Genomic DNA, 22,630 nt, shown 5'->3' on the forward strand with positions numbered 1-22,630 from the left:
GGGTCTGCAAGGTGTCCCGCCGAACGGGGGACACCATAGGTCAACTCAGAGGTATTTGAGGATCGCGATATCGCGGCGGCGCTGTTTGAGGTTGGCGAACCAGCGCGTCGGGAAGAACAGCAACACCCCGAGGATCACACTCCACAGCCACACCGTGGGCAGGTTGTCGAAGCCATAGTAGGCACCCTGATTGGCGCCCCAGATCGCGACTGCCACCAGGTACATGGCCTTGAGTACGTACAAGTGCAGCAAATAGAAGAACATCGGCGCCCCGCCGTAAATCGCCAGGGTCGCGGTGGACCAGCGATCCTGCAGCTTCTCGAACAGCGCCAGCAAGATCAGCGAAAGTCCAATCGTCGGCATCAGGAACATCAGCGAGGGCGGGTACTTCTTGGCGCTCATGAAACTCATGAAGGTGCGCAGCGAATCACCGGTTTGCACCCAGGGCTTCTCGCCATAGACGTTCAGGTAACGGATGAACACGAACGCCACCAGCAGGCCGACGCCCAGTTTAAGCAGGCGGGAAATCCGCTCGGCCGGGTCCATGTCCTTGCCGAACCACGGCCCGATCCCCCACCCCAGCAGGATCACGCCAATCCAGGGCAATACCGGGTACGTGGTGCGGGCCCGGGTGAATTCGGTGATGTCGATGAACACCCGCTGATGCAGGATCGACCACGGCACGAAGAACGGCGACTCCGGCCCAACGGTCACGCCATCGAGCAGGTTGTGCCCGGCGACAATGGCCACGCCGAGCACGATCAGCCAGCTGCGTTTGAAGTGCAGCAAACCGGCGAGCACGATCATGCAGATGCCGATGCACCAGATCACCTGCAGCCACAGGGTCTTGGGCGGGAACTCGGCGTTCCAGGCAAAGCACACGAAGGTAACTTCGAGAAACACCAGGAACAACCCGCGCTTGAGCAGGAACACCGAGGTTTCTTTCGCCGTGTGTTTCTGGCTGTAGAGCCAGGCCGACAAACCGGTGAGGAAGATGAATGCCGGGGCGCATATTTCGCTGAGCATGCGGGTGAAGTACAGGTCCGGCGTGACGCTCAACGCATCGATCGGGTCGGTGACCTGACGGTGCAGCAGAAAAGTTTCCCGCACATGGTCGATCAGCATCAACAGCATGACGAAACCGCGCAGGGCGTCGATCGCCAGCATGCGGGTGTTGGCCTTGACGGCACTGGTTGCAAGCGCAGGGGAAGCGGTTGTCGCCGGCCCTGCCAATCCTGAAGATGGGGTCATATCAGTCACTCATGTAGTGGTCGAGGGGTCAGGCCTGTTTCTTCAGCCTGGCGACTTCCGATGCCGGCAGCTGCGACGGCGCGCGCGGCAACGGCGTCTGGCCCTGTGATCGATAGAACGACAATGTCGAACTGAAGCTCTTTATATCGAACGGTTCGGCCTTGCCTTGAGGACTGATGCGCTCGCCGGGCGTGCGGTCCTTGTATTCCACAGCCACCACATAGGTGCCCTGCCACGGCAGATCGAAGCTGACTTTGCCCGCGGCGTCGGTGCGCTGGGTGAACACTTCACCGGAACCGGTTTCCAGCACCACGTCCTGGTCGGCCAACGGTTTGGACGCATAGAACACCTGGAACTGCGCCTTGCCTGCATCGGCGACACCGGTGGGCACGATGTCCAGGGTCAGTTCCGGGGTGCGTGCGCGCAAGTCACCGACCCAACGGGTCGCTGGCGTCCAGTGAGTCTTCAGCGCCTTGTCCGCCTCATGAATATCGAAGATCGGATAGTGCGGGTCTTGGGCCAGCAGCGAGTCATCTGCCCGGGTTTGATGCGCCACCGTAAAGGCCTGACGCTGCAAGGTCAGTGTCAACGGCTGGGACCGGTTACTGATCGACCAGCCCTTGAGTTGCTGGAACCGGTCCATCCCGCCCGGCGTGACTTCCAGCATGTTCTTGTCATATTCCCCGTAGTACAACGCCAGGGGTTGCCCGGGTGGTTGTTCATACCAGATTTGATGCGCCTCGCTGCTGCTCGCCAGCAGGATGACGCCGTACCCAATAGTGCTTTTGCGTTGCTCATTCGCATTTTTTTACGCTCCGATTGGTGTTATTCAGCGGGTCATTGCAGCCGCATCGTTTTATCGAAACCAGCAAGACAACAAACCGCTCCCCTCTCTCTGAACGCATTACACCGCAGAGACTTTTGCGCGTTGTTCTGTATTCATCGGTCGCGGCGCATCTGAAGACTGTTTTGCAGGCAGCAAACAGCTGTTTATGCGGACTGCGCCAGCATGAAGCGCCTTAGGCAGTTCCAGAGGCCCCATGTCCAAACACAGTGCGTCGCGAACTGCAAAACAACTGTGGGAGCGAGCTTGCTCGCGATGGCGGCGAGTCAGTCGGTAAAGATGTCGACTGATCAACCGCTATCGCGAGCAAGCCCGCTCCCACAGGGGATTCGTGTTGGTGTTGAGATTGGAGTCTGTCAGTGGCGCAGGAGCTTGCGCAGCGGCACGCCGTCCTTGAGTACCGGAGACTTGATGACGATGTAGCTGAAGTACTTGGAGATGCCGATGTTCTTGTCCAGCAGGCTTTCGATCACTTCCTGATAATGCTGGATGCTGCGGGTCATGAAGCGCACCAGATAATCGTAGCCACCGCTGATCAAATGGCATTCGAGCACTTCGTCCACCAGACGGATGTTGGATTCGAACTTGGCGAAGTCTTCGCGCTTGTGGTCGCTCAAGGTGATTTCGGTAAACACCGTCACCGAATCGGTGATCTTGGCCAGGTTCAGGTGCGCCTTGTAGCTGGAAATATACCCGGCCGACTCAAGCCGTTTGACCCGTTGCAGGCAGGGACTGGCCGACAACCCCACCGCATCGGCCAGGCTGACGTTGGTCATGCGCCCGTCCTTTTGCAGCTCCACCAGGATGCTGATGTCGATTCGGTCCAGTTTGACTAACCCTTCCATTGCGTACCTCTTGACTGCCGTTTGTAAGACAATCTTCTAGCAAAATCAGCGCCGTAAAGACAGCTGATGCTGAGCCACCAGATCCGCCATGCTGTTAATACAGTAATCCGCCGCGCAGGACGTGGGGTGTTTTGAGCGGCCGCGACAGATCAGGCACACGTCTTTGGCCGCCTGTCGACCGGCCGAAGGACGGGTCACGTGCAGGATGCTGCCGGGTTCAAGTTCGTTGGCCTTCAACCACTCTGGATCGAGCAACGGGTCGCTGGCCAGTGAGATGAAATCGTCGGGCATGATCCCCAGTCGCTCACACAGCAACCCTCGATCCTCGGCATCCCGGTCGCCGTGCACCAGCAAGCGGTAGAACTTGCGCAGGTACAACATCGCCCCGGGCGCGTCCTCGAACAGCGACCAGCCGGCCGCCGAACGGGCAAAGCTCATGCCCTCCTCCCAGCTGGCTTTCAGGCCCCAGCGCTCGGCCAGCTGGCGATGGGCGAAGCACAGCACGCCACTAAAGCCGAGTTCAGCGAAACGCGGATAGAGCGCACGCACCACCTCGCTGTATTCGGCCAGCACCTGTTCCTTGTCCAGATGACCGCCTCGGCTGTCCAGCAGCGGTTGCAGTGCCGTCCAGACACCCGAGTCCCGATCGACCAGGACCTCATCGCAATCGATGAGCAGTGCTCGATATTCAGTCAGCCCCATGGTGCGCAAAGCCTCCGATGATGTATTCCATCAATCCATGCTCCATAAACGCTCACGGGCAATGCCTTGTGGCACCGCCCCGAGCAGGCATGAGCTCAGTTCAAGACCCGTGCCAACGCCGCTTCAAGAATCTGCAGCGCTTCATCGACCTGTTCTTCGGTGGTCACCAGCGGTGCGAGGAAGCGCAACACGTTGCGGTACACACCGCATTTGATCACCAGCAAACCACCGGCCCGGGCTTCATCGATCAGTCGCTGATTCAGGTCGGCGTCCGGCGAGCGGGCCTCATCATTTTTGATCAATTCGATCGCCAGCATGAACCCGGCGCCGCGCACGTCGCCGATTTGCCCGTGACGGGCCTGCAAACGCAGCAGCCCCTGACACAAACGCTCGCCCAGTGCTTCGCTGCGGGCCAGCAATTGTTCCTGCTCGAAAGCCTCGATCACCGCCAGCGCGGCGGCGCAAGACAAGGCATTGCCACCGTACGTGCCGCCCAGGCCACCGGGTAGCGGCGCGTCCATGATCTCGGCCTTGCCGACCACCCCGGACAACGGCAAGCCACCGGCCAGGCTCTTGGCGACGGTCACCAGGTCCGGCTGAATGCCGGCGTGCTGGAAACCGAACCACTTCCCGGTACGGCCGAAACCGGTCTGGATTTCATCAAGAATCAGCACGATGCCGTGTTTTTCCGTCAGCGCGCGCAGGGCCTGGAGAAACTCCGCCGGCGCTGACAGGAAACCACCGTCGCCCTGCACCGGTTCGATGATGATCGCGGCGACACGCTCAGGGGCAACCTGGGTGGCCAGCAACTCGTCGAGGGCCTTGAGCGCCATCTCGCTGGTGACGCCGCGATAGGCATTCGGATACGGAGTGTGGAAGACCTCCGGCGCGAACGGCCCGAAGTTCTGCTTGTACGGCTGGCTCATGCCGGTCAGCGTGGTACCGAGCAAGGTACGGCCGTGGAAGCCGCCGCGGAAGGCGATCACGGCCGAGCGGTTGGTGTGAGCGCGGGCGATCTTCACCGCGTTTTCCACCGCCTCGGCACCGGAGGTAAAGAACGCCGCTTTATACGCTTCTTTGCCACCGATCATTTCACACAAGCGCTGGGCCAGATCGAGATATGGCTTATAGGCCACCACCTGGAAACAGGCGTGAGATACCTTTTGCAATTGCGCCTGCACCGCAGCGACCACCTTCGGGTGGTTGTGACCGATGTTCAGCACACCGATGCCGCCGACAAAATCCAGGTAGCGCTTGCCGTCCACGTCCCACAACTCGGCACCTTGGGCGCGATCGATCACCAACGGGTGAGCGGTAACCAGGCCACGCGGCACGAATTGATCGCGCTGACGAAGCAAATGAGGGGTTTCGTCGACTTTGCTATTCATGGCATTTCCCATCGTGAGTCCGGCAACCGGGAGGTGGTTGCGATGGTGTTCAGGTTAAGCCTTGCGCGAAACGATCTACGCCGAACTTGGCCCCTGAGAAATTCGGATCGACTGTTTTCACCCTGCCAAACGGCAGATTCCTTTCACCCGCCGAATCTGCCGGGCCGTCGCCGATCGAACATCACGAAACCCGTTTAACCCGGCCCTTTCGACAGATCCTGCGCTGGCATTGCGCGATGATGTTCAGCACCTTCATCCTTCAGGACATGCCCATGGCCCTGCTTTATAAAGCTGACCCTGTGCGCGGCGAACAGTGGCAAGCGCTGTTCGCCGAACACGCCCCGGATATCGAATGGCGCGCCTGGCCGGACATCGGTGATCCGTCTGAGATTGAATACTTGGCCGCATGGCAGGCACCGGATGATCTGGAAACGCTGCTGCCAAATCTGAAAGTGTTGTTCGCGTTGTCCGCCGGGGTCGATCAACTGGACCTCAGTCGCTTGCCCGCGAGCTTGCCGGTGGTGCGCCTGCTGGACCCCGGCATCACCCGCGGCATGTGCGAGTACGCCAGTTTCGCGGTGCTGAGCCTGCACCGGGACATGCTTCGCTATCGCCAGCAGCAAATGGCGCGGTGCTGGCAAGCGCACTTGCTGCAACCGGCGACCACGCGCCGGATCGGGGTCATGGGCCTTGGCACCCAGGCTCAGCAGATTCTGGCGACATTGCAGCCGTTGGGCTTTGCCTTGTCGGGTTGGGCGCGCAGTGCGCATCAGGTCGCTGGCGTGGAATGCTATGCCGGGCGCGAGCAACTGCCGGCGTTCCTCAGCCAGTGCGACATTCTGCTGTGCGTGCTGCCGCTGACTGAGCAGACCCAGGGCATTCTTGATCGTGAGTTGTTCCGGCAATTGCCCCATGGCGCGGCGTTGATCAACATGGGCCGTGGCGGGCATCTGGTGGAAAGTGATCTGCTGGAGGCGCTGGACAGCGGGCAGCTCAGTGGCGCGGTGCTCGATGTACTACTGGAAGAACCGGCGCCGGCGGATCATCCGTTTTGGGACCATCCGCAGATTCTGCTGACACCGCATATTGCAGCGATGACGCAGCCGGAGAGTGCGTTTGGGGTGTTGTTGGAGAATATTCGGCGGCATCAAAGAGGCGAGCCGATGGTGGGCCAAATCGATCGCACCCAAGGTTACTGAACACTCGCAGATCCAATGTGGGAGCGGGCTTGCTCGCGAAGGCGGCTTAACATCCAACATCATCGTTGACTGATACACTGCTTTCGCGAGCAAGCTCGCTCCCACATTGGTTGGGCGGTGGGTTTAAAGAATGTCGGCGATGGCTTTGCCAACCTCCTGAGTCGACCCCTTCCCTCCCAAATCCGGCGTAATCGGCCCATTGGCAATCACATCCTCGATCGCCTGCAAAATCCCGTCATGCGCCGCGCGATAGCGCTCATCTCCATTCCCCAGGAAATCCAGCATCAACGCCCCCGACCAGATCATCGCAATCGGGTTGGCGATGTTCTGCCCATAGATGTCCGGCGCCGAGCCATGCACCGGCTCGAACAGCGACGGAAAGCGGCGTTCGGGATCGAGGTTGGCCGACGGTGCAATACCAATGGTCCCTGCACACGCCGGCCCCAGGTCGGACAGAATGTCGCCGAACAGGTTCGACGCCACCACCACATCAAACCGGTCCGGTTGCAGCACGAAACGCGCGCACAGAATGTCGATGTGCTGCTTGTCCCAGGTGATGTCCGGGTACTGCGCCGCCATCAATGCGGTGCGCTCGTCCCAGTACGGCATGCTGATGGAAATCCCGTTGGACTTGGTCGCTGCCGTCAGGCGCTTGCGCGGCCGGGTCTGGGCCAGCTCGAAGGCGAACTTGAGAATCCGGTCCACGCCGCGTCGGGTAAACACCGACTCTTGCAGCACGAACTCATGCTCGGTGCCTTCGAACATCTTGCCGCCCACCGACGAATACTCGCCCTCGGTGTTCTCGCGGATCACCACGAAATCGATGTCCCCCGGCTTGCGTCCGGCCAAGGGGCACGGCACGCCGGGGAACAGCCGCACAGGGCGAATGTTCACGTACTGATCGAAGTCCCGACGGAACTTGAGCAGCGAACCCCACAGGGAAATGTGGTCTGGCACTTTGTCCGGCCAGCCCACGGCGCCGAAGTAGATCGCGTCGAAGCCCTTGAGCTGTTCGAACCAGTCGTCGGGCATCATTTGCCCGTGTTCCAGGTAGTAATCGCAATGCGCCCAGTCGAGCACTTCGATGCTCAGAACCAGCTGCCATTTCTTCGCGGCCCGCTCCAATACTCGCAGCCCTTCCGGCAGGACTTCCTTGCCGATGCCATCGCCGGCAATCGCGGCGATTTTGAATGTCTTGCTCATCAATCTGCCTCCCCGTGTCTGTGAATTACAGCCCACCGATGTGGAAGGCTTTGACTTCAAGGTATTCGTCCAGGCCGTACTTGCTGCCTTCGCGGCCCAGGCCCGATTGCTTGATACCGCCGAACGGCGCGACTTCCATGGAAATGATCCCGGTGTTGAGGCCGACCATGCCGAATTCCAGCGCCTCGCCGAAACGCCATGAACGACGCAAGTCCTGGGTGAAATAGTAGGCACCCAAACCGTAAGGCGTGGCATTGGCCAGCGCGAGGGCTTCAGCCTCAAAGGTGAAACGCATCAGCGGCGCCACCGGGCCGAAGGTTTCTTCGTTGGCCAACAGCATGCCCGCGTGGGCTTCGCCGAGGACCGTGGGCTGGACAAACTGGCTGTCGCCCGCGGGCATGCCGCCGCAGAGCAAACGCGCGCCCTGGCTCAGGGCATCGTCGATGTGCCGCGCGACTTTGCTCACCGCCGCCGGATTGATCAGCGGACCGATGGTGACGTCGGCGTCCAGGCCGTTGCCGACCTTGAGCTTGCCCACCTCCTCCACCAGGCGCTGGGCGAAGCGTTCGTAGATGCCATCCTGCACCAGAATGCGATTGGCGCAGACGCAGGTTTGCCCGGCGTTGCGAAACTTGCTGAGCATGATGCCGGCCACCGCCTGCTCAAGGTCAGCGTCATCGAACACAATGAACGGCGCGTTGCCACCCAGTTCCAGGCTCAAGCGCTTGATGTGTTCGGCGCTTTGGTGCATCAGCAAGCGGCCGACGGCGGTGGAGCCGGTGAAGGAAATCTTGCGCACGCTCGGGTTGCCGGTCAGCTCTTCGCCGATCCCGGCGGGCATGCCGGTCAACACGTTGAACACCCCGGCCGGGATGCCGACCCGTTCGGCCAACACCGCCAGGGCGAGGGCTGACAACGGCGTCAGGTCCGAGGGTTTGACGATGATCGGGCACCCGGCCGCCAGGGCTGGTGCGCATTTACGGGTGATCATCGCGTTGGGGAAATTCCACGGGGTGATCGCGGCGCAAACTCCCACCGGTTGCTTGAGCGTCAGCAGTCGGCGGTCACCGCTGGGGGCCGGCATGGTTTCGCCGTAGACCCGCCGGGCCTCCTCGGCGAACCATTTGACGAAACCGGCGCCGTAGCGAATTTCGCCTTTGGCTTCGTTCAACGGTTTGCCCTGTTCGCAGGTCATGATCAGCGCCAGGTCGTCGAGGTTGTCGATCATGGCCTGATACCAGCGCTCCAGCAGCGCCGCACGTTCCGCTGCCGGGCGAGCGCGCCAGGCCGGCCAGGCTTTTTCGGCCGCTTCGATGGCGCGACGGGTTTCCGCGCCTTGCATCGCCGGTACGCGGCCAATCAACTGACCGCTGGCCGGGTCAATGACGTCCAGGGTCGCGGCGTTGTCGGCGCCGGTCCACTGCCCGTCGACATAGGCGAGTTCTGCCAAAAGGCTGGGGTCTTTCAAACGATTATTGAGCATGGTCGAGTCCTGATCCGAGACACGCTCCAGTCTAGGGAGGTGTGGCGGGTGAGGATGCTGAAAGCGATTTCAGGACAGTGTCGGATGCTGAAATTAGCGGTGGAACGGCAGATTCATGATCTGTCAGATCAACACAAAACCATGTGGGAGCGGGCTTGCTCGCGAAAGCGGTGTGTCAGTTGTCATAAATGCTGACTGACACGACGCCTTCGCGAGCAAGCCCGCTCCCACATTTGATCTGTGTTTGCCATGGAACCTGATTACAGTTTCAGGGAACCGAGCAGGCCATCAAGAAACCGCTCACCGGCCTCCATCTGGCTGATCTCGATGAACTCGTCCGGTTTGTGCGCCTGTTCGACCGAACCCGGGCCGCAGACCACCACCGGCACATCCAGACGCTGCTTGAACAGCCCGCCTTCGGTGCCGAAGGAAACCTTGGCGGTGCCGGTATCCGGCGCGGCGAAGTTCTTCAGGAAGCGCACCGCTTCGACGCTCGGGTGCGTATCGAGGCCGGGATAGACGTTGACGGTTTCAATGTCGATCGCGGCGACACTGGACAGTTTTTTGGCCTCACGCACGATGACTTCGGCACGCTCGCGCATCTGTTCCAGAAACTGATCCAGATCGTCCGCCGGCAAGTTGCGCACTTCGAAGTCCAGGGTGCACAGATTCGGCACAATGTTCAGCGCCTTGCCGCCAACAATCTGCCCGACATGCACGGTGCTGTAGGGCACGTCGTAGTCCGCATCCTGGGTGCCCTGCTCTTGCAACTGCTGCTGGCTTTGACGCAGCGCGGCGATGAAATCGCAGGCCACATGAATCGCATTGACCGAGCGCGGTGCCAGCGAGGAATGCGCTTCCAGGCCCCGACAGTAGGTGCGGTAAGAACCCTTGCCCTTGTGCCCCAACACAAACTGCATGTTGGTCGGTTCACCGATCAGGCACAAAAACGGTCGTACCGGCGCAAGGTGCAACACGTCCAGCAAGCGGCGCACGCCGACACAACCAGTTTCTTCGTCATGGGACAGCGCCAGTTGCAGCGGCCGGCTCAACGGGCTGTCCGCCGCGTCGAGCATGGCGTCGATGGCCAATGCAATGAAGCCCTTCATGTCGCAACTGCCACGGCCGTAAATCCGCCCGTCCTGCACCGTCGCCTGAAACGCCGGGAAGGTCCAGGCCTGCCCCGCCGCCGGCACCACGTCGGTATGCCCGGACAGCAGAATCCCCGGCAACTCGCGTGGACCGGTGCTGGCGAACAGGTTGGCCTTTTTGCCGGTTTCATCCTTGACGATCAGCGACTCGATGCCCTTGGTCAGCAGCAAGTCACGCACGTACTCGATGAGGGCCATGTTCGACTCCGACGACACGGTGTCGAAGGCCATCAGGCGTTTGAGAATATCCAGTACACGGGGTTTCATGAGGCCTTGCTCCGTTGCTCGGCTGAGAGGGCGAACCGGTTGATGGAGAACGGCTCAATCGACGTGCTGGTGCTGCCGGTGCTGATCAGTTCGGCCATCACGTCGCCGACGCCAGGACCGAGCTGGAAGCCGTGGCCACAGAAGCCGAAGGCGTAGAACAAGCCATCGACGGTGCCGCTGGGGCCCATCACCGGCAGGGAGTCGGGCAGATAACCTTCGATGCCGCTCCAGACCCGAATGATGTTCAGGTTGCCGACACCCGGCAGCAGACGGCGCATCTGCTCCATCTGATTGAGGATGCTGCGCGGCTCGACATAGGCCCGGCGATTGAGCATGTCCGGTTTGCTGCGGTAGCCGCCGCCGATGACGATGTTGCCGCGCGGGATCTGGCGAAAATAGATCACTTCCTCGGGAATTTTGGTGTACACGCCGATCACGGTCGGCAAGGCGTAAGGCACCGGTTCGGTCACGGCCATTTGCGGGCCGTGGGTGTCCAGTGGCACCGGTTCGCCGAACTGCGCCGACAGCTTCTGGCCCCAGGCACCCGCGGTGATCAACAGCTGAGCGGCGCTGAACTGGCGGCCATCGGTGGTGGTGACGTTGAACTCGCCACCGACCTTCTGCACTTCGGCGACTTCCGTCTGTTCTTCGATCCGCGCGCCAAGTCGCCGTGCGGCACGGGCAAACGCCGGGGCGGCCAAACGTGGGTTGGCGTGGCCGTCGTGGGGCGCGTAGGAGCCGCCCTTCACGTCCGGGCCGAGGAACGGGAACCGCGCGTGCAGTTCGGCGCCGCGAAAGATTTTCAGATCCAGTTGCGCCGCTTCGGGCGCTGCCGCGTAGGCTTCCAGTTCAGGGATTTCGTCTTCGCGGTAACACACACGCATGTGCCCGCTGGCGATGAATTCGAGGTCGTCGTCGATCAACTCCGGCAAGCGTTTCCACAGCGCCCACGAACGGTTAGCCAACGCCAGCTGCCCGAGGAATCGGCCCTGGCGCCGTACGTTGCCGAAGTTCACGCCGCTGGCGTACTGACCAATCTGGTCGCGCTCCAGCAGGATCACCGACTGACCGCGCTGACGCAGAAAAAACGCCGCCGCCGAGCCCATCAGGCCGCCGCCGACGATCACGACATCGGCTTTATGAACCGTCATGGCGACACCTCCTCGGTGAGCATCGATAGGGGTTTGACCGGCGCCTGACCGCGCTGCCGACCGACCTGTTGCACGCTGACACCAGCAGCGGCAGCAATCACCTCGGCCCCGGCCTGGGAACAATAACGTCCCTGGCAACGGCCCATGCCGACGCGGCTGAACGCCTTGGCCCGATTGACTTCGCAGGCACCCTTTTCGCTGACGGTGCGGCGCAATTCGCCGGCGCTGATCATTTCACAGCGACAGACGATGGCGGCATCCGGTAGAGCTTTGGCTTGCGCCGACGGCCAGGGAAACGCCTGGGCCAGCCCCAGGCGAAACTGGTCCATCACCGCCAGCGCGTGGCGTTGTTCGTCGCGCAACCCGACATTCAGCGGTTGCTGCAGGTCCTCCAACAGCGCCATGGCGACCAGCCTTCCGGCGTGTTCAGCGGCATCCGCGCCGCGAATCTTCGAGCCGTCCCCGGCCGCGTACACACCACTGACCGAGGTTCGGCCATCCTCATCAACCGCCAGCAACCATTGGCTGGACGCCTCATCGAAACGCAGGCGACAACCGGCAAGGTCCGCCAATTGCGTTTCCGGGCGCAGGTGATAACCCAGGGCCACGGCGTCGCAATTGACCGTCAGGGTTTCCCCGCTCGCCGTGCTGACCCGCACGCCACTGACGCCGCTCGCCGCGTCGCCCAGCACTTGCAGGGGTTTGATCCCCAGGTGTACCGGGATTTTCGCCTGATACAGCTGCGCCAACAGTTTCATCCCGGTGAACAGTAATCCGGGACGCGCCAACAGTTTGGGCATGGCAAGGATGCGTTTGCTCAGCGGCGAGGTGTCGAGCACTGCCGCCACGTTGGCGCCGGCTTTGACATATTGGCTGGCCACCAGATACAGCAACGGCCCGCTGCCCATGAACACCACGCTGTGGCCAATGGAAACAGCTTGGGATTTGAGTGCGATCTGTGCTCCGCCGAGGCTGTAGGTGCCCGCCAGTTGCCAGCCTTCGATCGGCATCAAGCGATCGGTAGCGCCAGTGCAGAGGATCAACGCGTCGTAATCCACCATCGTATGCTTGCCCTGTTTCACGCAGCACAATTGCCCCGCTGTGAGGTTCCACACCAGCGTGTCCGGTCGGTAGTCGATCGATCCGCGCAAGCGATCGAAGCTTTGGTGCAGGTCCTGGGCTTTGGCGGCTTCGGTGCCGTACAGCGTGGCGTAATCGCGGGTGAAGCCTTCCGGTTGGCGACGGTAGATCTGCCCGCCATCCCGGCGATTTTCATCGATCAGGATCGGTTTGAAACCCGCGTCCACCAGGGTTTCGGCACAGCGAATCCCGGCCGGCCCAGCGCCGACAATAACGACTTTATTAGAGCTCAGCCGTGCAGTGGCCATATCGCCTCCGGTTGTGTGGTGACGATGTCCAGCCCATCACGGACTTCATTGGAACAGGCACGCAAGCGTTCGCCGCTGCGGGTCCAGACCCAGCAATCCTGGCAGGCGCCCATTAAACAAAAACCGGCGCGGCGGCCCGAATCGAATTCCGACTGGCGCAACGCCGAGCCCTGGGTCAGCAGCGCGACCATCAGGGTATCGCCCAGCAACGCCTCGATGGGTGCGCCGTCCACCTTCAGATTGACGGTCGGTCGGCCCTGCTCGGCCAGCCTCACAAAACGCCCCTTCATGCATAGGCTCCCTGGGTCATGATGTTCAAATCCTGCTGGGTTTTCAGCAGCTCGGCGGTGTCGTGGTGGCAAAGGATTTCGCTGCCACCGGCGATGATCCGGCGGTTCGGCGCGGTGCGATTACACAGGCTGTCGACCCGCACCGGGCACCGATTGAGAAAGGTGCACAGCTCTGGCACGTTGGCCCTGGCGCCGATTGGCGGCAGTTCGCCGCAAGTGGTGCCACAGTTCTCCAGCCAGCCCTGACGCAGTTCCGGCACCGAATGGATCAACAGGTCGGTGTAAGGATGGAACGGGGCTTGGGCGAACGCTTGCCGAGTGCCGGCCTGAACCTTGTGGCCGCTGTACATCACCACAATGTCATCACACAGCGCGCGGACGGTGGAGATGTCGTGACTGATGAACAGGTACGAAACCCCCAGTTCCTGACGCAGGTCGCGCAGCAGTTCGAGAATCGCCGCGCCGACCACGGTGTCGAGCGCCGAAGTCACCTCATCGCACAGAATCAGGTCCGGTTTGGCCGCCAGCGCCCTGGCAAGGTTGACCCGCTGCTTTTGCCCGCCGGACAGTTCATTCGGACGCCGTTCCGCCATGTCTCGCGGGAGGCGCACCAGGTCCAGCAACTCGTCGATGCGCTCGCGCAATGCGGTGCCCTTGAGACCGAAATACATCTTCAGCGGCCGGCTCAGAATGGTGCTGACACTGTGCATCGGGTTGAGCGCAGTGTCGGCATTCTGGAACACCATTTGAATGCGGCGGAACTGTTCGGCGGTGCGCTCGGACAGGCTGCCGCCCAGCGGTTGACCATCGAAGGTCAGCCCGCCCAGCGCCGGGGTCAGCAGCCCCGCCACCACCCGCGCCAGGGTCGATTTGCCCGAGCCCGACTCACCGATCACGCCGATGGCCTGGCCCCGGCGCACGGTCAGGTCGATGTCTTCCAGCACCCGAATCGACGGCATGCCGTGCATGTTCTTGTTGCCGTAACCGGCAGTCAGGCCCTGGATGGTCAGCAAGGGCGTGTCTTGCGCCACATCGCAGGGCGGACGAATCGTCGTGTCCGGCCGCGCCGCCGCCAGCAGGCTGCGGGTGTATTCGTGGGCCGGGCCTTTGAGTAATGGCGCGGTGGCACTTTGTTCGAAAATCTCACCGCCGTTGAGTACCACAATCTGATCGGCCATCTGCGCCACCACGGCAAGGTCGTGGGACACGTAAACCGCCGTCGCCCCACGTTCGCGCACCACCCGTTTGAAGGCGCGCAGCACGTCGATCTGGGTCGTCACGTCGAGTGCCGTGGTCGGTTCATCGAGCACCACCAGCAGCGGATCGCTGATCAGTGCCATGGCCGCCATCACCCGCTGCAGTTGCCCGCCGGAGACCTGATGGGGATAGCGCTGGCCGATGCGATCGGGGTCCGGCAGCGCCAGGTCGCGAAACAACTCGACGGCCTTGGCTTCGAGCACGGCCCGGCTGCCCAGGCCATGAATCAACGCGCCCTCCACTACTTGATCGATCAGTTTCTTCGCCGGGTTGAACGCCGCCGCCGCACTCTGGGCAATATAGGACACCCGGTTGCCCCGCAGGCCTTGCAGCTCGCTTTCGCTCAACGCGAGCATGTCGTGCTCGCCGATCTGCACCACGCCAGACGCCAGGCGACAACCGCGCCGGGCGTAACCGAGCAGCGCAAGCGCGATGGTGGTCTTGCCCGAACCGGACTCGCCGATCAGCGCCAACACTTCACCTTTGGCCAGGGAGAAACTCACGCCCTTGACGATTTCTACTTCGCCGCGCTCGCCACAGGCGACCACGCGCAGGTTTTCGACTCGAATCAATTCACTCATTTCAATGGCCTCCCGAACGTCGACTACGTCGCGAAGACAGGCGGTCGATAAACAGATTCACACCGATGGTCAGGGTGCCGATGGCCAGGGCCGGAATCACGATGGCCGGCGCGCCCTGGTTGAGGCCGCCAATGTTTTCGCGCACCAGTGAGCCGAGGTCGGCATCCGGTGGTTGCACGCCCAGACCGAGGAAGCTCATGCCGCTGAGCAGCAGCACGATGAAGCCGAAACGCAGCCCCAGGTCCGTCAGTACCGGGTTGAGCATGTTCGGCAGGATCTCCACGCACGCGATGTACAGCCGACGTTCGCCGCGAGTACGGGCCACTTGCACGTATTCCAGGGCTTCGATGTTCACCGCCATGCTGCGGGCGATGCGGAACGCGCCGGGGGTGAAGCTCAGCACCGCGGTGCAGATCAGCAAGGTAACCGACGAGCCGAAGGCCGAGACCATGATCAGCGCCAGCATCTTGCTCGGGATCGAGATAAAGGCGTCCATCAAGCGACTGATCACCTCGTCCAGCCACTTCGGCGACACCACCGACAGCAGCGCGCAACTGGTGCCAAGACCGCTGGCCAACACCGCCGCCACCAACGCCAGGCCGACGGTGAAACGTGCGCCGACGAGGATGCGACTGAGCATGTCGCGGCCCAGGTAATCGGTACCGAACGGGTAAACGGCGCTGATGCTGTCAAAGACATTGTCAGAGACCACTTCACCCACCGGGTGCGGCGCCAGCCAGGGGCCGAAGATCGCCACCAGCAACCAGATAACGCACATCGCAGCCCCGATCAGACCCAGCCAGGCCGGACCATGAGACACCTTGCCAACCGACAGGTCCGGGGTCGCAGGCGTCGATTTCACAATGAGATTGTTCATTGGTTTCTCAGCCTCGGATTGGACAGAATCGCGCACAGGTCGGCAATCAGCACCAACCCCAGGTACGCCGTGCAAAACAGCATGGTGCAGGCCTGGACCAGCGCCATGTCGCGGTTGGTCACCGCATCGACCATCAGGCTGGCGATGCCGGGGTAGTTGAAGATCGTCTCGACGATTACCACCCCGCCCAACAGGTAAGAAAGGCTCAGGGCGATGGCATTGGCGATCGGTCCGATGGCATTGGGCAAGGCATGGCGCAGCACAATGCGCATCGGGCTCACGCCTTTGAGCCGGGCCATTTCCACGTAGGGGCTGTCCAGTTGATCGATCACCGCTGCCCGGGTCATGCGGGCCATTTGCGCGACGATGACGCAGCACAGCGTCATCACCGGCAAGGCGTAAGTGCGCATGAATTGCCAAGGTGAGGTGATGTCGCTGGCATAGGACAGCGCCGACAACCAGCCCAGGTTCACCGCAAAAATCAGCACCGCCAGGGTCGCCACCAGAAACTCCGGCACGGCCACCATGGCCAGGGTGAAAAAGCTCAGGAAGCTGTCGATGCGCCCCCCGCGGCCCATCGCCGAGCCGATGCCCAGAATCAACGCCACCGGCACTGACACCAGCGCCGTCGCGGCCGCCAGCATCAAGGTGTTGGGCACCCGCCCGGCCATCAACTCGCTGACCGGCATGGCGTTGGAGACCGACTGGCCCATGTCGCCGCTCAGCAGGTTCATCAACCAGTGCAAGTAACGCAACACACCGGGCTGATCCAGCCCCAGTTTCAGGCGCAAGGCCGCCACCTGTTCCGGCGTGGCGAACTGCCCGAGCGATTGTTGCGCCGCGTCCCCCGGCAGTACCGCCGTGATCGCAAACACGACCATGGACACGATCAACAAAGTCACGATCGCGGCGCCCAGGCGCCGGCCGATCAACCACAGTGTGTTGCTATTCATCGCCCTACCCTCATGCAATGTCCCCGTCGCTTCAACCACTGCTCATCAAGCGTCCAGCCAGACCTGCTCGGCGAACATGTAGCCCATGAAACCACCCAGCGGGTTGCTGCCATAACCTTTGATGCGCTGGTCGACACCGTCGATGTTGCTGATGAACACCGGCACGCCGATACCACTGTGGTCATGCACCAGGGTCTGCATGTCGGCGTACATCCTGGTGCGCTTGGCGTCGTCGGTTTCACCCCGGGCGAGCATCAGCAACTGATCGAACTGATCGTTCTGCCAGCCCGATTCGTTCCACGGCGCTTTCGACTGGAAGAACTGCGAGAACATCACGTCGGCGTTCGGCCGCGGGTTGATGTTGCCGAAGCTCAGCGGGTGCTTCATCCAGTGGTTGGACCAGTAGCCATCGCTCGGCAGGCGATTGACGTCGAGCTTGAGCCCGGCCTGTTTCGCCGATTGTTGCAACAGCACGGCGATGTCCACCGAACCGGTGGCGGCCGGTGATGCGACCAGCGGCATGGTGATGCTTTCCATGCCGGCCTTCTTCAGCAGGAACTTGGCTTTTTCCGGGTCGTAGACCCGTTGCGGCAGGTCGGCGTTGTAGTAGCGCGAACCGGGGGAAATCGGATGGTCGTTACCGACCACGGCAAAGCCCCGGAACACTGCGGATTTAACCTGTTCACGGTCCAGCAGGTGCTTCATGGCCTGAGTGAATTCGGCACTTTTGCCCGGCATCTGGTCTTGGCGGATGATCAAGTCGGTGTAGTTACCCGATGGCGCATCGACGACCCGGTGCTTGGCGCTGGCCTTGATTCGCGTGGTCGAGCGCGGGTTGACCTCGTTGATCATGTGTACGTCGCCCGACAACAGCGCGTTGACCCGCGACGGTTCGTCGGCAATGGCGATGAACTCGATTTCGTCCAGGTACGGCAGGCCCGGTTTCCAGTAGCCGGTATTGCGCGCGGCAATCGAGCGCACGCCCGGTTTGAATTCCTTGACCTTGAACGGCCCGGTGCCGATGCCCTGGTTGAAGTCGGTGGTGCCTTCCGGAACGATCATCAGGTGCGACACGGCGAGGATCGACGGCAGCTCGGCGTTCGGCGCGCTCAGGCGGATTTGAACTTCGTTGGGGTCGGTGGCTTTGATTTCTTCGAACTGCGCCATCAGCGGCATGACCTTGGAGCCGGTCAGCGGATCCTTGTGGCGCGACAGGGAGTACACCACGTCGGCAGCGCTCAGGGTCTTGCCGTTGTGGAAGGTCACGTCCTTGCGCAGGGTGATGGTCCACAGCGTGGCGTCGGTGTTGTCGATGCGCTCGGCCAGCTCCAGTTGCGGCACCAAATGGGCGTCGAAACGGGTCAGGCCGTTGTAGAACATGAAGTGGCGCACGTAGTCGGTCGACAACGCGCCTTTGGCCGGGTCCAGCGTATCGGCGGTGGAACTGGACATGCCGGCGACGCGAATCCGCCCGCCCGGTTTGCCTTTGCCGGGGGTGGCGGCTTCTTCGGCAAACAGTTTACCGGCGGCGCCGAACAGGCTGCCGGCGCCCGCCGCAGCCACACCGGCCACGCCGAGCATCTGCAAGGCGTTGCGGCGCGACATGCCGCGATTTAGGCCTTCGAATACCCGTAGGCTTTCCTGGCCGGAGATCAGTTGGGAGTCGATCTTGTTGTCAGTCATATCAGTTGTACCTGTCGAAAATGAGAAGGCTCGAGTGTCCCGGTTGACCGGAACGTCCTGGAAACGCAAACGACGGTGACGCCACAACATCAACTCAATGCAAATAATCCTGGAAGCGGTAATAGGCACCTACGAACGGCAGGAACCACGGTTTGCCGAAATGGCCTGGAATCGCCGGCCATTCGAGTTCACGCCAAGGGTTGGCTTCGACGTTGCCGGCCATGACATCGGCCATGACCTGGCCCATGTGCACCGACATCTGCACGCCATGGCCGCTGTAGCCCATGGAGTGATAAACACCGCCGTGCTGACCCGCCCGAGGCAGTCGGTCTGAGGTCATGTCCACCAGCCCGCCCCAGCAGTAGTCGATCTTCACGTTGGCCAACTGTGGGAACATCTGCACCATCGCCGCGTGCAGCACCTTGCCGCTTTTGGCGTCGTTGACGCTGTCCGACATGGCGAACCGCGCACGGCCGCCAAACAGCAGGCGATTGTCCGGGGTGAGGCGGAAGTAATTACCGATCATGCGGCTGGTGACATAGGCGCGGCGGCCCGGCAACAACTGCTCGATCAGCGACGGTGGAAGGACTTCGGTGGCGATGACAAAACTGCCCACCGGCACGATCCGCCGCCGATACCAGCCCAAACCACCGTGCTGACAGGCGCCCGTGGCCAATAACACCTGACCGGCGTGCAGCGATCCTTTGCTGGTGTTGACCTGATAACCGCCGGCCTGGGCTTTCCAGTCAGTGACCGAAGTGCCTTGATGGATCAGCGCGCCGTGACGTGCCGCTGCCTCGGCCAACCCGACACCGAAGCGCCCGACATGCATCTGCACGCCGTTGCGCTGCAGCAAGCCACCGTGGAACTGCGCGGAATTGACTTCCGCGCGGGTCTGCTCGGCGGTCAGCAATTCGACGTCGGCATCGACTTCCTTGCGAATCAGTTCGCAGGTCCGTGCCAGCCCTTCGTAGTGCATGGGCTTGGCGGCCAGTTTGAGCTTGCCGTTGCGAATCAGGTCGCAGGCGATTTGCTCCTGCTCCACCAACGACACCACGCTCTGCACCGCGCTTTCGTAGGCTTGGTAATAAGCCCGAGCCTTGTCGGCACCGAGGCTGGCGCTGAGCCCGGCGTAGTCCTGGGCAACGCCGGTGTTGCACTGGCCGCCATTGCGCCCCGAGGCTTCACCGATGACCCTTCCGGCCTCGAGCACCACCACGCTGGCGCCCTTCAAGGCCAGCGCCCGGGCCGCCGCCAGGCCGGTGAAACCACCACCGACGATGGCTATGTCGACCTGCCCGGGCAATGCGCCGAGCTGTGCACCGCTGAACGCCGGTGCGGTGTCGAGCCAGTAGGATTCACTGCCCATGTCTAACCCGCCTATGCCAAAAAAAGAATGCGTTGAAGAGCGCCGTTACCGTTCGACTCAGAGACCAACCAGTGCGGCCAGCCCGCCAATATCGGTGATCTGTTGGTAGCCGTAGAAGGCATTGGCCGGGACTTCGTGACCACGGGCGACGAAGGCCTTGTTCTTGATCTTCATGTCGTGGGCCGGCATCAGGTCATAACGGAAGCTGGAGGACACATGCAAGATGTCTTCCGGTCCGCAGTTGAGGTTGTCGAGCATGTACTCGAACGCGGCCAGACGCGGCTTGTAGGCCTGGGCCTGTTCGGCGGTAAAAACCTTGTGGAACGGCGCGCCGAGTTTGTCGACGTTGGACATGATCTGGCTGTCGCTGGCGTTGGAGAAAATCACCAGCGGGATCTTGTCGGCGATTTTCGACAGGCCGGCCGGCACATCGGGGTGCGGGCCCCAGGTCGGTACGGCGTCGTAATACAGTTGACCTTCGTCACGGTACTCGATGCCCCAGCGCTTGCAGGTCCGCGCCAGTGCGGTCTTGAGGATTTCGTCATATGGCATCCAGTCACCCATGACCTGGTCCAGGCGGTAGGCCGAGAAGTCCTTGACGAACTGATCCATCTGCTCGGGCTTCACGCGATCGGCGAACAGCTCGCGAGTCATCGTGCCCATGTGGAAGTTGGTCAGCGTACCGTAGCAGTCGAACGTAATGAATTTGGGGCGAAGAAAGCTCATTGAGTGCGGTCCTGAAGTTCGTTGAGGTCATGGCGTGACAAGCATTCGCTCCGTTACCGAAGCTGTGATGCAACGCTGCAGCACACCGTCATTACAACACTGTGAAATCAGCAGATGGCGTTAAAAGCGACCTTCGCTCGATACAAACCACCGTTTTGGCGCCTGCCCTCAGCAGACTTTGCGGCGCGCACAAGCCTTGGGCAAACCCCGTATTTGTGCGCTCTTATGGGCCTTTATAGCCCTGCAAGGCCCGATCACGCACCGATCTACCGCAGAACCTGCGCCGGGCTGAACGAAAACGGGCGCTTCCTTGCGGAAGCGCCCGTTTGGGTGCTGATTCAAACGTGGCGAATATCTGGAGGTTGCTGAGAACCTGTGGGAGCGGGCTTGCTCGCGAAGGCGGTGTGTCAGGCAGCATTGATGTCGACTGACACTCCCTCTTCGCGAGCAAGCCCGCTCCCACAGGGGGATTTGTGTTATTGCACGATATCGATCAGCACACTCTTGAAGCGTAAATTGGCTTCGAACGCTTCGCGCCCCAGGTCCTTGCCGATGCCGGAGCGTTTGTAGCCGCCAGTCGGCAGGATGTAGTCGTTACTGCGCCCGTAACGGTTCACCCACACCGTCCCCGCCTCCAGCCGCCGGACCAGGCGCAGGGCGCGATTGATATCGGCGGTGTGTACACCCGCCGCCAAGCCGTAGGTGGCGTGCGCGGCCAGGCTCAGCGCCTGTTCTTCATCATCGAATGCCTGCACCGTCAGCACAGGGCCGAAGATTTCTTCGCAGACGGCCGGGTTGTCATTGTCCAGCCCCGTCAGCAACGTCGGTTGGTAATAAGCGCCGCCCAGACCTTCAAACACTCCGCCGCCGGCCAGCACTTCAGCACCAGCCTGACGCGAGCGTTGGACGATACCGTCGATGCGACTGGCTTGCAGTCGGGAAATGATCGGCGACAACGTGCTCTCGGATGACCAGGTCGGCCCCGGGCGTAGTTCCTCGAAATACGCCTGCAAATGCGCAACAAAGGGTTCCAGGATCGAGCGCTGGATCAACAACCGCGAACCAGACACGCACACCTGCCCGGCGTTGCCGGTGATGGCCAGCGCCACGGTGCGCGCGGTTCTGGCGATGTCCGGTACGTCGGCGAACACCAGTTGCGGGCTCTTGCCGCCGAGTTCCAGGGTCACCGGTTTCGGCCCCACCAGCGCACAGGTCGACATGATGCTCGACCCGGTCGCCGTGGACCCGGTGAACGTCACTTTGGCCACTCGCGGATGGCGGCACAAGGCATCGCCCGTGATGCGGCCATCGCCCTGGATAACGTTGAAAATCCCCGCCGGAATGCCCGCCTGCAGTGCCAGTTCGGCAAAGCGCAGGCTGGAGAATGGCGTCAGCTCCGAAGGTTTGAGCACCACGGCATTACCGGCTGCCAACGCCGGGGCCACTTTCCAGGAGGCCATGCTCAAGGGGAAGTTCCACGGTGCGATGGCGGCAATGACGCCGTAGGGTTCGGCGATCTGCATGCCCAGTCGATCGGTCTGGGTCGCTGCCACGTGACCGCCATGCTTGTCCGCCAGTTCGGCGAAGAAGCGAATGCCTTCGGCGACATAAGGAATGTCCCAGGCGATCACATCTTTATAAGGACGCGTCGAGCCCACGGCTTCCAGCGGTGCCAGAATGGCGGCGTCCGCCTCGATCAGATCGGCCCAGCGGCGCATCACCCGCGCTCGCTCCCGGGGTGGACGGCTGGCCCAGTCACTGCGGTTGAACGCCTGCCAGGCATCAGTGACCGCCTCATCCACCAGGTCGGCATCGGCGATTGGCAACTGAGCATAGACCTGGCCGTCAGAGGGGCGCACCACCTCAAGCCCGGGTTGCGCATCGCGGTACTTTCCAGCAATGAAGTGAGCGCTGCGCACAGCGATAAGGCGGGGATCGAAGCTATCCATGGAGCACTCCAAATAAGGGACGACGCGTCGTGAACTCAGGTCTTCATCGTAGAAAAAAAGCCCTGGCATTTGC

Annotated in this window: 19 protein-coding genes; 1 reads left to right on the forward strand and 18 read right to left on the reverse strand. The window is 61.8% G+C overall.

Annotation, left to right across the window (positions count from 1 at the left end; genetic code table 11):
• Positions 1–45: 45 nt before the first annotated feature.
• The 5 genes from ACMXYH_RS17350 to gabT form a co-directional block, all read right to left on the reverse strand.
• Positions 46–1,251, reverse strand: coding sequence for a DUF1624 domain-containing protein (locus ACMXYH_RS17350; protein ID WP_415764267.1), 1,206 nt, complete (start codon positions 1,249–1,251; stop codon positions 46–48).
• 28 nt (positions 1,252–1,279) lie between these two features.
• Entirely contained in the window at positions 1,280–1,918 is a 639-nt protein-coding gene (locus ACMXYH_RS17355) for a DUF4198 domain-containing protein (RefSeq protein ID WP_415764269.1), read from the reverse strand.
• Positions 1,919–2,451: 533 nt separating this feature from the next.
• Positions 2,452–2,940: an Lrp/AsnC family transcriptional regulator gene (locus ACMXYH_RS17360; protein WP_008055821.1), complete on the reverse strand. Its 489-nt coding sequence runs from the start codon at positions 2,938–2,940 to the stop codon at positions 2,452–2,454.
• A 45-nt stretch (positions 2,941–2,985) separates the two neighbouring features.
• On the reverse strand, positions 2,986–3,642 hold the full coding sequence (locus ACMXYH_RS17365) for an HAD family hydrolase (protein ID WP_415764271.1): 657 nt from the start codon (positions 3,640–3,642) through the stop codon (positions 2,986–2,988).
• Between the two features lie 95 nt (positions 3,643–3,737).
• Entirely contained in the window at positions 3,738–5,030 is a 1,293-nt protein-coding gene (gabT, locus tag ACMXYH_RS17370; protein ID WP_415764272.1) for a 4-aminobutyrate--2-oxoglutarate transaminase, read from the reverse strand.
• A gap of 272 nt (positions 5,031–5,302) precedes the next feature.
• Between gabT and ACMXYH_RS17375 the strand changes: the two genes are divergently transcribed.
• On the forward strand, positions 5,303–6,229 hold the full coding sequence (locus tag ACMXYH_RS17375) for a 2-hydroxyacid dehydrogenase (RefSeq protein ID WP_415764274.1): 927 nt from the start codon (positions 5,303–5,305) through the stop codon (positions 6,227–6,229).
• 123 nt (positions 6,230–6,352) lie between these two features.
• On the opposite strand, the gene ACMXYH_RS17380 is transcribed toward ACMXYH_RS17375, so the two are convergent.
• From ACMXYH_RS17380 to ACMXYH_RS17440, 13 genes are all read right to left on the reverse strand, one after another.
• Positions 6,353–7,432, reverse strand: coding sequence for a tartrate dehydrogenase (locus ACMXYH_RS17380; RefSeq protein ID WP_415764275.1), 1,080 nt, complete (start codon positions 7,430–7,432; stop codon positions 6,353–6,355).
• A gap of 25 nt (positions 7,433–7,457) precedes the next feature.
• Positions 7,458–8,915: an NAD-dependent succinate-semialdehyde dehydrogenase gene (locus ACMXYH_RS17385; protein WP_415764276.1), complete on the reverse strand. Its 1,458-nt coding sequence runs from the start codon at positions 8,913–8,915 to the stop codon at positions 7,458–7,460.
• 260 nt (positions 8,916–9,175) lie between these two features.
• Positions 9,176–10,333 (reverse strand): acetylornithine deacetylase, encoded by a 1,158-nt coding sequence (argE, locus tag ACMXYH_RS17390; RefSeq protein ID WP_415764277.1) that lies wholly within the window; start codon positions 10,331–10,333, stop codon positions 9,176–9,178.
• Positions 10,330–11,484, reverse strand: coding sequence for an NAD(P)/FAD-dependent oxidoreductase (locus ACMXYH_RS17395; RefSeq protein WP_129444754.1), 1,155 nt, complete (start codon positions 11,482–11,484; stop codon positions 10,330–10,332). The genes argE and ACMXYH_RS17395 overlap by 4 nt, the downstream gene beginning before the upstream one ends.
• On the reverse strand, positions 11,481–12,872 hold the full coding sequence (locus ACMXYH_RS17400; protein WP_415764278.1) for an NAD(P)/FAD-dependent oxidoreductase: 1,392 nt from the start codon (positions 12,870–12,872) through the stop codon (positions 11,481–11,483). The genes ACMXYH_RS17395 and ACMXYH_RS17400 overlap by 4 nt, the downstream gene beginning before the upstream one ends.
• Complete coding sequence (locus tag ACMXYH_RS17405; RefSeq protein ID WP_415764279.1) at positions 12,854–13,162, reverse strand: (2Fe-2S)-binding protein; 309 nt, start codon at positions 13,160–13,162, stop codon at positions 12,854–12,856. The genes ACMXYH_RS17400 and ACMXYH_RS17405 overlap by 19 nt, the downstream gene beginning before the upstream one ends.
• Positions 13,159–15,000: an ABC transporter ATP-binding protein gene (locus ACMXYH_RS17410; RefSeq protein ID WP_415764280.1), complete on the reverse strand. Its 1,842-nt coding sequence runs from the start codon at positions 14,998–15,000 to the stop codon at positions 13,159–13,161. Before ACMXYH_RS17410 ends, ACMXYH_RS17405 begins: the two co-directional genes overlap by 4 nt.
• Before the next feature lies 1 nt (position 15,001).
• Positions 15,002–15,877 carry an ABC transporter permease gene (locus tag ACMXYH_RS17415; RefSeq protein ID WP_033062146.1) on the reverse strand — a complete coding sequence of 292 codons (876 nt, stop codon included), beginning with the start codon at positions 15,875–15,877 and terminating at the stop codon, positions 15,002–15,004.
• A complete protein-coding gene (locus ACMXYH_RS17420) occupies positions 15,874–16,830 on the reverse strand; it encodes an ABC transporter permease (protein WP_033062145.1) in 957 nt (318 codons plus the stop codon). Before ACMXYH_RS17420 ends, ACMXYH_RS17415 begins: the two co-directional genes overlap by 4 nt.
• A 45-nt stretch (positions 16,831–16,875) precedes the next feature.
• Positions 16,876–18,513 carry an ABC transporter substrate-binding protein gene (locus tag ACMXYH_RS17425; protein ID WP_415764282.1) on the reverse strand — a complete coding sequence of 546 codons (1,638 nt, stop codon included), beginning with the start codon at positions 18,511–18,513 and terminating at the stop codon, positions 16,876–16,878.
• Positions 18,514–18,607: 94 nt separating this feature from the next.
• Positions 18,608–19,882 (reverse strand): NAD(P)/FAD-dependent oxidoreductase, encoded by a 1,275-nt coding sequence (locus ACMXYH_RS17430; RefSeq protein ID WP_415764284.1) that lies wholly within the window; start codon positions 19,880–19,882, stop codon positions 18,608–18,610.
• A gap of 57 nt (positions 19,883–19,939) precedes the next feature.
• Complete coding sequence (locus ACMXYH_RS17435; protein WP_129444761.1) at positions 19,940–20,608, reverse strand: haloacid dehalogenase type II; 669 nt, start codon at positions 20,606–20,608, stop codon at positions 19,940–19,942.
• A gap of 476 nt (positions 20,609–21,084) precedes the next feature.
• The gene (locus tag ACMXYH_RS17440; protein ID WP_415764285.1) at positions 21,085–22,557 is read right to left on the reverse strand and encodes an aldehyde dehydrogenase family protein; all 1,473 of its coding nucleotides are present in this window, start codon (positions 22,555–22,557) and stop codon (positions 21,085–21,087) included.
• Positions 22,558–22,630 lie beyond the last annotated feature (73 nt).

It is taken from the genome of Pseudomonas frigoris, from assembly GCF_047758635.1.
Classification (GTDB): domain Bacteria; phylum Pseudomonadota; class Gammaproteobacteria; order Pseudomonadales; family Pseudomonadaceae; genus Aquipseudomonas; species Aquipseudomonas frigoris.

Coding starts and splice junctions, on each gene's coding strand:
- ACMXYH_RS17420 (WP_033062145.1), bottom strand. CDS start 16,830: ATGAATAGCAACACACTGTGGTTGATCGGCCGGCGCCTGGGCGCCGCG.
- ACMXYH_RS17365 (WP_415764271.1), bottom strand. CDS start 3,642: ATGGGGCTGACTGAATATCGAGCACTGCTCATCGATTGCGATGAGGTC.
- ACMXYH_RS17380 (WP_415764275.1), bottom strand. CDS start 7,432: ATGAGCAAGACATTCAAAATCGCCGCGATTGCCGGCGATGGCATCGGC.
- ACMXYH_RS17400 (WP_415764278.1), bottom strand. CDS start 12,872: ATGGCCACTGCACGGCTGAGCTCTAATAAAGTCGTTATTGTCGGCGCT.
- ACMXYH_RS17440 (WP_415764285.1), bottom strand. CDS start 22,557: ATGGATAGCTTCGATCCCCGCCTTATCGCTGTGCGCAGCGCTCACTTC.
- ACMXYH_RS17435 (WP_129444761.1), bottom strand. CDS start 20,608: ATGAGCTTTCTTCGCCCCAAATTCATTACGTTCGACTGCTACGGTACG.
- argE (WP_415764277.1), bottom strand. CDS start 10,333: ATGAAACCCCGTGTACTGGATATTCTCAAACGCCTGATGGCCTTCGAC.
- gabT (WP_415764272.1), bottom strand. CDS start 5,030: ATGAATAGCAAAGTCGACGAAACCCCTCATTTGCTTCGTCAGCGCGAT.
- ACMXYH_RS17375 (WP_415764274.1), top strand. CDS start 5,303: ATGGCCCTGCTTTATAAAGCTGACCCTGTGCGCGGCGAACAGTGGCAA.
- ACMXYH_RS17425 (WP_415764282.1), bottom strand. CDS start 18,513: ATGACTGACAACAAGATCGACTCCCAACTGATCTCCGGCCAGGAAAGC.
- ACMXYH_RS17415 (WP_033062146.1), bottom strand. CDS start 15,877: ATGAACAATCTCATTGTGAAATCGACGCCTGCGACCCCGGACCTGTCG.
- ACMXYH_RS17360 (WP_008055821.1), bottom strand. CDS start 2,940: ATGGAAGGGTTAGTCAAACTGGACCGAATCGACATCAGCATCCTGGTG.
- ACMXYH_RS17395 (WP_129444754.1), bottom strand. CDS start 11,484: ATGACGGTTCATAAAGCCGATGTCGTGATCGTCGGCGGCGGCCTGATG.
- ACMXYH_RS17350 (WP_415764267.1), bottom strand. CDS start 1,251: ATGACCCCATCTTCAGGATTGGCAGGGCCGGCGACAACCGCTTCCCCT.
- ACMXYH_RS17410 (WP_415764280.1), bottom strand. CDS start 15,000: ATGAGTGAATTGATTCGAGTCGAAAACCTGCGCGTGGTCGCCTGTGGC.
- ACMXYH_RS17430 (WP_415764284.1), bottom strand. CDS start 19,882: ATGGGCAGTGAATCCTACTGGCTCGACACCGCACCGGCGTTCAGCGGT.
- ACMXYH_RS17385 (WP_415764276.1), bottom strand. CDS start 8,915: ATGCTCAATAATCGTTTGAAAGACCCCAGCCTTTTGGCAGAACTCGCC.
- ACMXYH_RS17355 (WP_415764269.1), bottom strand. CDS start 1,918: ATGCTGGAAGTCACGCCGGGCGGGATGGACCGGTTCCAGCAACTCAAG.
- ACMXYH_RS17405 (WP_415764279.1), bottom strand. CDS start 13,162: ATGAAGGGGCGTTTTGTGAGGCTGGCCGAGCAGGGCCGACCGACCGTC.